Annotated in this window: 8 protein-coding genes; all 8 read left to right on the plus strand. The window is 49.1% G+C overall.

Going from position 1 to position 10,587, the window contains the following annotated elements; all coding sequences use genetic code 11:
* Positions 1-251, plus strand: a 251-nt coding sequence (locus tag PHU49_09625; GenBank protein ID MDD5244263.1) for an epoxyqueuosine reductase QueH, incomplete at its 5' end; no start/stop codon positions are given.
* Positions 251-463 (plus strand): DUF2905 domain-containing protein, encoded by a 213-nt coding sequence (locus PHU49_09630; protein MDD5244264.1) that lies wholly within the window; start codon positions 251-253, stop codon positions 461-463. The genes PHU49_09625 and PHU49_09630, both read left to right, overlap by 1 nt.
* 9 nt (positions 464-472) lie before the next feature.
* Positions 473-1,183, plus strand: a complete 711-nt coding sequence (gene queC, locus PHU49_09635) for a 7-cyano-7-deazaguanine synthase QueC (GenBank protein MDD5244265.1) — start codon at positions 473-475, stop codon at positions 1,181-1,183.
* Entirely contained in the window at positions 1,183-1,791 is a 609-nt protein-coding gene (gene queE, locus PHU49_09640) for a 7-carboxy-7-deazaguanine synthase (GenBank protein MDD5244266.1), read from the plus strand. Before queC ends, queE begins: the two co-directional genes overlap by 1 nt.
* A gap of 306 nt (positions 1,792-2,097) precedes the next feature.
* Positions 2,098-3,876, plus strand: a complete 1,779-nt coding sequence (locus tag PHU49_09645; GenBank protein ID MDD5244267.1) for a cytochrome c3 family protein — start codon at positions 2,098-2,100, stop codon at positions 3,874-3,876.
* Positions 3,873-4,502, plus strand: coding sequence for a cytochrome b/b6 domain-containing protein (locus tag PHU49_09650; GenBank protein MDD5244268.1), 630 nt, complete (start codon positions 3,873-3,875; stop codon positions 4,500-4,502). Before PHU49_09645 ends, PHU49_09650 begins: the two co-directional genes overlap by 4 nt.
* Positions 4,503-4,855: 353 nt before the next feature.
* The gene (locus PHU49_09655) at positions 4,856-8,290 is read left to right on the plus strand and encodes a PAS domain S-box protein (protein ID MDD5244269.1); all 3,435 of its coding nucleotides are present in this window, start codon (positions 4,856-4,858) and stop codon (positions 8,288-8,290) included.
* 119 nt (positions 8,291-8,409) lie between these two features.
* Entirely contained in the window at positions 8,410-10,224 is a 1,815-nt protein-coding gene (typA, locus tag PHU49_09660; protein ID MDD5244270.1) for a translational GTPase TypA, read from the plus strand.
* Positions 10,225-10,587 lie beyond the last annotated feature (363 nt).

The raw sequence follows: 10,587 nt of genomic DNA on the forward strand, positions 1-10,587 counted from the left end.
CCTTTCGGAAGGGTATCGAAACCGGCGCCGGGGCGATCACAACAACCCTTCTTTACAGCAAATACCAGAGGCACGACGACATAAAGACCATCGGTGAAGAACTGAGCAACACATATGGCATACCCTTTCTCTACAGGGATTTTCGTAAGGGCTGGAAAGAGGGCGTGGAGGAATCAAAGAGGATCAACATGTACAGGCAGCAATACTGCGGCTGCATCTTCAGTGAAAAAGACCGCTATGGAGGGGGATAATGCCTGCGATGGGTAAGGTCTTCATTATCCTCGGCGTCATCTTTATCGTAATAGGACTTGCCTTTATGTTCGGCGACAAGATCCCCTTTCTCGGGAAGCTGCCCGGTGATATCTATATCAAAAGGGAGCGGTTCAGCTTCTACTTCCCCCTCACGACGAGTATCCTTATCAGCATTGTCCTGATGATCCTTTTCTCCATTTTCAGAAAATAGGCGGATAAAATGGAACAGAAAAAACGAAAGGCCGTCGTACTGCTGAGCGGTGGACTTGATTCAACAACAACCCTCGCCATGGCGCTGCGGTACGGCTTTGAGGTCTATGCCCTTACGTTGCGTTACGGCCAGCGGCACGAGGTAGAGGTCATGGCTGCAGAAAGGGTAGCGACTTCTTTTAACGTTGCCCGGCATATTACGATAGATGTTGACCTGCGGCGCTTCGGAGGCTCTGCCCTTACCGACAATATAGCCGTTCCGAAAGGTCGGGAATTCGTTGAAATTGCCCATGGTATACCGGCCACCTATGTCCCGGCACGGAATACCATCTTCCTCTCTTTAGCCCTGGCCTGGGCAGAGGTCCTGGGGGCTTATGATATCTTTATCGGCGTCAATGCACTTGACTACAGTGGCTACCCCGACTGCAGGCCGGAATACATTCAGGCCTTTGAGGAGATGGCAAACCTCGCTACAAAGGCAGGTGTGGAAGGTGAACACTTTACCATCCATATGCCGCTTATCAATATGACCAAGGCGGAGATTATCAGGAAGGGCCATGAGCTGGGAGTTGACTTTTCAATAACCAGCACCTGCTACGACCCTTCACCGGACGGCAGACCATGCGGGCAATGCGACGCCTGTATCTTACGGCAGAAAGGCTTTGCAGAGAGCGGGTCCAAAGACCCTCTATTGTACAACAAAGACGGGGAGCGTCCATAATGGATTACCAGGTGAAAGAGATATATTATACCCTCCAGGGAGAAGGCCTGCACGCGGGGAGGCCCGCTATCTTTTGTCGGTTCTCCGGATGCAATCTCGCCTGTGACTTCTGCGATACCGACTTCAACGGTACTGACGGTCCAGGCGGCGGCATCTTCGAAAACCCCGAAACGCTGGCGATGAACACCGCAAACATGTTCCCCGGTCCCGGCACTCACCCTTTTCTTGCTTTCGTTGTATGCACGGGGGGTGAGCCGGCGCTCCAGATGGATGAGGCCCTTGTTACCGCCTTCCATAACCATGGTCTCGAGGTGGGAATAGAGACCAACGGAACACTCCCTTTACCGAAAGGCATAGACTGGGTCTGTGTTAGTCCCAAGGCCGGGACTGAGGTTGTCATCAGGTCGGGCGATGAGCTGAAACTGGTCTTTCCGCAGGAGGGCGCGGAGCCGGAACGGTTCGAGCATCTGAATTTCAAATATTTTTTTCTTCAGCCTATGGACGGGCCTGATCTGAAGGCCAACACGCAAAAGGCTGTAGAGTACTGCCTGCACCACCCCCGGTGGAGGCTGAGCCTGCAAACACACAAGCTGCTCGGGATAGGGTAATACCGGATCATAGAAAACTGTATATCGTAGTTCGTATATCGTATATCGCAATGAAATCCGAAATCCTAATATCGAAATCCTAAACAAATTAAAATGCTCAAAATTCAAAACGCGTTGAAGGGCATCTGTTTGGAACATTTGATATTTGAGTTTTGATATTGTTTAGGATTTAGTGCTTAGATATTCGTGCTTGTTTTTTCATGAACTATGAGCTGTCGGCCATGAGCCGGTTCTCATTTCGTGTTTGCGAACAGGAATCTATAGCGAGTTCACGAGCGAGAGGGGGAGGCTCCACGGACTTTGTTCGTGGAGGGGGCGACGCGAGTCCTGGGAATAGAAAGTCCGGCACCGATGCCCGCCCTTTGTGCAATCCAGTTTACAAAACTTCGCTCTTCTGCTACCATCAATATTATGTTCGTCATCTTTATGGCATTGTTCATGCTTCTTTCTCCCTCCCTCTATGCCGCTGCAGGACAGGATGATTGCTTTGAATGCCACGATGGCTTCAAAAAGTTCAACCACGGCAAAACGGGCTGCATCGACTGTCATCAGGACGCCGCCTCGCTGCCGCACCAGGAAAAACTCGAAAAACCCTTATGCATACAGTGTCATAAGAAGGTTTCAGCCCTGTATGGTAAAAGTATCCACAGCGCTAAGAACCTCTCCTGTAAAGATTGTCACGCTGCCCATTTTCTCGATAAGGATAAAAAAGATTGCCTTACATGCCACAAAGGGGTTGCGCATAGTACCTTACCGTCAAAAGAAAAACACATAACAAACCTGGGATGTACTATATGTCATGGAAAGGTAAAAAAGGGATCGATCGCGGCGGAATTTCGCGTACATGTCAGCAAGGGCGATGCGATCGGGAGGGAAGCAATTGACTCTAATGGAAACAGCATCATCGATGATGCGGAATTAGACCTTTTCCTCGCCTATCTGGAAAAAAACCGTATGGGTTCATATACAATTGGCAAATCGTACGTTTCAGCCGGTGACGTTCATGGTGTTACAAAAAATGCCCTTCAGTGCGGCGAATGTCATGGTGACAAAAATATTTTCAAGGAAACCCGTTTCAGGCTGTCAGGGGTTTCGTCATATACATTCCGTGCCGACCCAAAGATCTTCATCCCTGAATCACCCTCCATAAAAGAATATAGAATAACTGTCCACGGGAAAAAGGGGGTTGCCTGTTCTGATTGTCATATCTCTCAGGAACGCATCAGTGACAGCGTCTGCATAAAATGTCACAAAGAGCTTTACGGGGTCTATAAGAGCTCTGTTCACACCAAAAAGGGCGCCGCACAATGTACCGATTGTCATAATCCGCACAGCATAACCGCATACCGGGAATACAATGCAAAGCAGAGACTCGATGTCTGTGCCCGGTGTCACAAAGACTATCCGGAAAAACATGCCTGGCTGCCGCATACCCGCCTCCACTTCAATTACCTCGAATGTTCCACCTGTCACAGTCCTGAATCAAGAAAGAGTATCGTCTTTAATCTCGGCAAACGAACAGGCGACACAAAGCAGACGTTATCATACCAGGATATCAAAGACGCGTACGGTGGTCACGTTAATCTCAAAAACCTCATCGATGTAAACGGGGACGGCGTCGTGATATCGGAAGAGCTGTCGGACTTTTTCCTCGATTTGCGGAAAAAATTCCACGAGGACCTCTTTATCGGCGGCTCGATTATCGTGACAAAGGTCCATCACGACTACTCAGCGAAAGGGACAAAACAGAAGGTCTGTGCAACCTGCCATTCAAGACGTGCCCCTTTCTATGATTCAATGTACCTCATTCTGCCGGACAAAGAGATGCATCTTTACATTCCTGTTAAAGGCACCATACTCGGCGCAGCGCCCATTTCGGTCTTTACCGACCTTAGCCTTCTGGGTGAAGAAAGGGTAACGATTGATGATATCAAAGGACTATTCGGTTTTCGGGATAAGGGCCGCCCCGGTCATGTACAGGAACTGGGGTTCAAATGGATAGATATTCTTGGCATCGCGGTTTGCGCGGTCATCCTTATATTCATTGTGCTCCACATAATTGCGAGGATATTTCTGAAACGATGAAAAAGATATACCTCCATCCGTTACCGGTCCGCATATGGCACTGGTCAAACGCCTTCCTCATCATTATGCTCATACTCACCGGGATACAGTTAAGGATTCCGGATATTGTCCCCTTCCCGCAATATGGGGTTGTTGTCGCGCTCCACAAATATCTCGGGTATCTGTTGACCCTCTCTTTCCTCTTCTGGCTTTCCTACTATCTTTTCACCAGGGGCATGGGAAAGCACTATATACTCAGTACCGGCGATATGAAGGGGATCCCGAAACAGGCGCTCTACTATACCTATACCTTTTTCAGGGGCGGGAAAAACCCCTTTACTCCATCGCCTGATGCAAAATTCAACCCCCTCCAGAAGGTTTCATACTCATCGGTAATGTTCATACTCATGCCCGTCATCATCATAACGGGGATACTTTTCAGCAACATCCTTTTCTTTTTCTGGTACATTGATATGATCGGGGGCTTAAGGGTGCTTGATGCAATCCACGTTATCGCGGGCTATTGCTTCGTACTCTATCTCATCGTTCACATCTATATGTCATCGCTCGGCAAAAACATCACCACCTATGTAAAATCGATGATCACAGGATATGCTGAAGAACCCGACGACGAGAACAAATCCTGAATGCGAATATCATAATTCGTATATCGTATGTCGTGATTGTAGAGAAATCCGTTCGGCGTAGCGCGTTCGGCGTTCGGCGAGAAATACGGCTCATAGTTTATAGCTGATAGCTCATAGCAGACCGTATAGTATAAAAAAACGAGACAGGGTCATCGGCCCTGCCTTTTCTTTTTTACTTTCTACGCCGAACTCCGAACGCATTACGTCAGATAAGTAATGAGCGTGTTTGCGCGAACAGTCCCATATAGCGATTGACAGAATCGACATTTGGGGCTATTAACATATGGTGTACGGTTAAACAATATTAAACAAGCTGTGCGATGTAATGAACGGAACGCCTCCGGGAGCACACTGTGGAAGGACCAGATCCTCTTATCCGGTTACAGGGCACCATCGAGGGCAAACTTCAAGAAAAACTCCGGAGCATCCATTCATATAAAGGACTGCCGGAACAAGAGAGTCTCCGTATTGTCCGGGGATTCCTTGATCCCCTCTTTGCCGACCTGTCCGGTCATACAAAAAACAGTTTTGTTCGCCATATTAAAGGATTGCTGAAAAGGTCTGCCGAACCGGGTCAGATCAAACAAATACTGGAGACCCTGTCGGTACTCGAAGCTGCGATAAAGCCCCACGTGAAAAACGTCAAGATCGTCATCTCCCTTTGGGACATCCTGTCTGCCGCCAGAACACAACTGACCGAACATGCATTGCGGCACAGCATTCCCGCCGATATCTCGGAGCGCAGAAACATGGAAGAGGCTCTTAGGGCATCTGAAGAAAGGTATCGTGCCCTCGTCGAAGGTGCAAATGAGTTTATTGTGGTGCTTCAGGATGGGAAGATGGTGTACGCAAACCCGAAGATGCTGCACGATGCCTCCATGTCAATGCAGAAATTTTCACAAAGGTCTTTTACTGATTTTATCTATAAGGATGACCTCCCGTTAGTAATCAATAGTTACAGGAAACGGCTGGAAGGCGACACAACACACCACACCTATTCCTTCCGTATTGTAGATAATGCTGGGGAGATACGATGGATGCAGGCAAGCTCGATCCCTATCACGTGGGATCAAAGACCTGCAATCCTCGTTCTGTTGATAGATATCAGCCGTCTTAAGCAGGTTGAGGAGGCCTTGCAAAGAAGTGAGCAAAAGATACGGGAAATTTCGTCCAGCATACCCGGGGTTGTTTATCAGTTCTACGCCAGGGATAATGGGGACAGGGGTTTTTATTATGTCAGCGGCCAATCAATGAAATTATTTGGTATTAGTCCCGAACCCGAAGGTTTCTTTGAGCGTTTTACCGAACTGGTGCTGCCCGAATACAGGGAAAGCTTTTTGACGTCAAACGATAATGCTATTCGTACCGTTAGCGAGTGGCAATTCGAAGGCAAACTGCAAAAACCTTCAGGAGAGATCATATGGTTCAGGGGAAATTCGGTCCCATGTAGGCAGGAAAACGAGACGATCTTTAATGGTATCGTGCTGGATATCACTGAACAGAAACGATCGGAAGAGGCATTAAAGGAGAGTGAGAAAAAATTCAGGGATATTGCCCAATTAACCCCGCAGATCATTTACGAAATTGATGCAGAGCGCCGCCTGACGTTCGTCAACAAGGAAGCAGAAAGGATGCTTGGCCTCACCGGGGAAGACGTACGCCGGGGCCTTGATATTTTTACCTTATTCCCTCCGGAGGAGCATTCAAGGGTACGCCGTTACTTAGAACAAATGATCCAGGGAGATTCAACTCACGGCAATGAGTATACAATGGTCCGCAAAGATGGCACTACGATCCCCGTGATCGCCTATAGCTCCCCCATATTCCGGAATGGTAATATTGCCGGGTTCCGTGGCACCATCATCGATATCACCGAACATAAAAAAACAGAACAAGCGCTGCAAGAATCGGAGATGAAATACCGGAACATATTTGAAAATGCCGTTGAAGGTTTTTTTCAAAGCACGCCGGAAGGCCGGTTTTTAAGTGTCAATCCCGCAATGGCTACAACGTGCGGGTATACATCACCCGAAGAGATGATAAACAGCATCACCGAACTCGGGCCTCAATTTTATGTCTACCCGGAGGACCGCAATGCTTTCATGGAAAGAATGGAGGCCTATGGCATTGACGAGGACTTCGAACACCAGGTATATCGTAAGGACGGCTCTATCATCTGGATATCTTCTAAGACGCGGGCGGTCAGGGATGATTCCGGAAAGATCATCTTCTATGAAGGTACTAATGAAGACATTACCAAGCGCAAGAATGCGGAGGCTGCGCTCACTGCAAGCGAACTATTCCTGAAGCAGACCCAGTCCATCGCACGCCTTGGCGGTTGGAAGGCAAATCCACATACTGATTATCTCGAATGGACGGACGGCATATACGAGATCGTAGAGGCGCCGAGGGATTACAGGCCAGGATTGGCGGAAGGGCTTCAATACTTCCTTCCCCAGTATATTCCTTTTATCCGCGACAAGATCATCAACTGCCTGGCAACAGGAGAAACGTTCGTCATCGAGGCAGAGGTAATCACAGAGACCGGAAAGAAGCTGTGGACAGAGGTGCGCGGCCTTGCCCCCATCGTTGAAGGAGGTCGTTCTTACGTGGCCGGCACGCTTCAGGATATCACGGAAAGAAAACAGCTCGCGTCCCAGCTCTTCCAGGCGCAGAAGATGGAAGCCGTCGGCACCCTCGCAGGCGGAGTTGCCCACGACTTTAACAACATCCTCAGCGCCATCATGGGATATGCAAGTCTTCTGCAGCTCAAGATTGACAGGGACAGCCCGCTATCTTCTTATGTTGCCCAGATCCTTACCTCATCAGAAAGGGCTGCTCAGCTCACGCAAAGCCTCCTTGCCTTCAGCAGGAAACAAAAGATTACCATGAAGCCATTTTCCCTGAACGATGCTATCACGAACATACAGAAGCTCCTTACACGGCTGCTTACAGAGGACATTGAGCTTAAGACCCATCTCACATACGAAAGGCCGGTCGTTCTCGGGGATGTGAACCAGATCGATCAGGTTGTCATGAACCTCGTAACCAATGCGCGTGATGCCATGCCAGGGGGAGGCACCATCTCAATACACACTTCCCGTTTTACTATGGACAACAAGTTTGTCAGTACCCACGGTTTTGGAAAACCCGGGGAATATGCGCAGATCATGGTATCCGATACGGGAACAGGGATAGATGAACATGTCCTGCCAAAGATCTTTGAGCCATTCTTTACCACCAAGGCGGTGGGCAAGGGTACCGGGCTCGGGCTTTCTTTGGTTTACGGGATCATTGATCAGCACGACGGTTACATAAATGTGAAAAGCAGGCCGAACAAAGGCACCTCGTTCTTCGTCTACCTGCCGCTTATCACGCAGAGTGTTGAAACAAAAGAAAGTCAGGGAACCGATGTTGCTCCAAAGGGAACCGAGAAGATCCTCATAGCAGAAGACAATAAAGAGGTAAGAGAGCTTATCAGTATGGTTTTGACAGAAAATGGCTATACTGTTATCACTGCGGAAGACGGCCTTGAAGCGATCCGCATATTTTCTGAACAGACCATGGATATGGTGATCCTTGACGTGATCATGCCAAAGATGAACGGAAAAGAGGTCCTCGGGGCATTAAAGAAGCAGCAGCCCTCCCTGAAAGCCCTTTTCATGAGTGGTTATACGTATGACATCATCCAGGAAAAAGGCATACCCGAGGAAGGGGTCGACCTTATCCTGAAACCCCTCAAACCGGATGAGCTGCTCAAAAAGGTGAGGGAGTTGCTCGATAGCTAAAGAATATAGCCTTTTGCCCCTTTTGCCCTTCTTTCTGTTGATTTTTCAGCATTTTTGTGGTATTTTGTTGTTGCAATTTTAACCCTATCGCTGTATTACCGGCACATTTAAAAGGGAGCATGGAACAGAACAGGATAAGAAATATTGCGATCATCGCGCACGTCGATCACGGCAAGACGACGCTTGTTGACCAACTCTTCAGGCAGAGCGGGTTGTTCCGCGACAACCAGGTCGTCGAGGAACGTCTCATGGATTCGATGGACCTTGAGAAAGAGCGGGGTATTACTATTGCCTCCAAGAACGGTTCATTCGTGTACAAAGATCATCTTGTCAATATAATCGATACCCCGGGCCATGCCGATTTCGGAGGCCAGGTAGAACGCGTCCTGAAGATGGCCGACGGCGCTCTTCTCCTTGTAGATGCCGCTGAAGGTCCCATGCCGCAGACCTATTTCGTTCTGAAGAAGGCCCTTGCATTAGACCTCCCCGTGATCGTGGTGGTGAACAAGATCGACAAGCCTGCGGCACGGTGTGACTGGGTTGTGGACGAGGTCTTCGACCTCTTTGCAAAGCTCGGCGCGCCTGACCATATCCTTGATTTCCCGGTCATCTACGCCTCAGCAAGGGACGGATACGCCACCCTTGATCACAACATAAAGGAAGGGTCCATGGTACCGCTCTTTGACATGATCATCGATGCTATTCCGGCCCCTGTCGGTGATCCGGACGGCCCGCTCCAGATGCTTGTGAGCTCTCTCAGCTATTCCACCTTTCTCGGCAGGCTTGCGACAGGAAAGATCACCTCCGGCAGCCTCCATATCGACAAAGAGGTTGTCGTTGCAACGCCAGGCGCTTCGGTACGTCCTGCCAGGATAACGAAGATATACCGGTTCAGGGGGACCGAGAAGGCCGAAACGGAAGAGGCAGGTGTTGGTGAAATAGTGGCAGTAGCCGGCATGGAGTCCATTACCATCGGTGAGACCCTGACCGATCCCCTGAACCCCGTACCCCTCGAAGGGATTGAGGTGGACCCCCCGACAGTATCGATGAGTTTCGTGCCCAATGACTCGCCTTTCTATGGCAAGGAAGGCAGGTTCGTCACCTCCAGGCATTTAAGAGACAGGCTGTTCAGAGAAACTCTCTCCGATGTGGCCCTTGTGGTCGAGGAGCTCGAAGATGCGCAGGGATATAAGGTTTCGGGGAGAGGAGAACTCCATCTTTCTATCCTTATTGAAAAGATGAGGCGCGAAGGCTATGAGTTTCAGGTCACAAGACCACAGGTAATATTCAGGGAAGAGGACGGCAAAAGACTCGAGCCCCATGAAGAGCTGACGATCGATGTAGATGAGAATTACATGGGCAGGGTCATCGAAAACCTGGGCGGCAGAAAGGGCATCCTCCTGGAAATGCACCAGGATAACGGGATGGCACGGCTCAAATACAAGGTACCTACCAGGGGACTGCTCGGGTTCCGCTCTGAGTTCCTCACTGAAACGCGTGGAATGGGTGTGATGAACTACGTATTCCTGGGCTTCGACGAATATGCGGGAGAGATCAAAAACAGGACAAAAGGGGTCCTCATCGCCATGGATGAATGCACCACGGTAGCCTACGCCCTTTTCAACCTCCAGGAGAGGGGGAAGCTCTTTCTCGGACCGGGAGAAAAGGTCTACACTGGGCAGATTATCGGTGAGCATTCCAGGGAGGCCGATATCATCGTCAACCCTGCCAAGGGGAAGAAACTGACCAACATGAGGGCTGCCGGCTCTGATGATGCGGTAATCCTCACGCCTTACACCAATATGAGCCTCGAGGAGTGCATCTCCTATATCAACGATGATGAGCTCGTGGAGGTCACGCCCGAATCAATAAGACTCCGCAAGGTGATCCTCGACGGCATTGAGCGGAAAAGGGCTAAAATAGCCGCCGCCTGAACATTACGCCCGGTCATTCACCACACAATAAACCAACCTGAATCTCACCCCACAACCCGTAAAGACTTTTTTATCTTAATTATATGTATAATAAAATAGGTTAGGCCGAAGGAGGGTTCCGCATGGAAAGCTCTCCTTGATACAATGATTAATTGTTTATCATGATGAATTTTAATATTGTATCTTCGAATATTTTGGCAATTCTGTTGACAAATGCACTCAGGTTTACTATAAAGTGTTTAAAATCTCATTATTTCAGGAGGGTTGTGTATGAAACATTCAGGGGTAAAGCTTTTTCTTTTATTCTTCATTGTATCCATCTGCCTCATCTCTATGCCAGATCTTGCCGGGGCGCAGCAGAAG

The organism is Syntrophorhabdaceae bacterium (genome assembly GCA_028713955.1).
In the GTDB taxonomy this organism is placed as follows: domain Bacteria; phylum Desulfobacterota; class Syntrophorhabdia; order Syntrophorhabdales; family Syntrophorhabdaceae; genus UBA5609.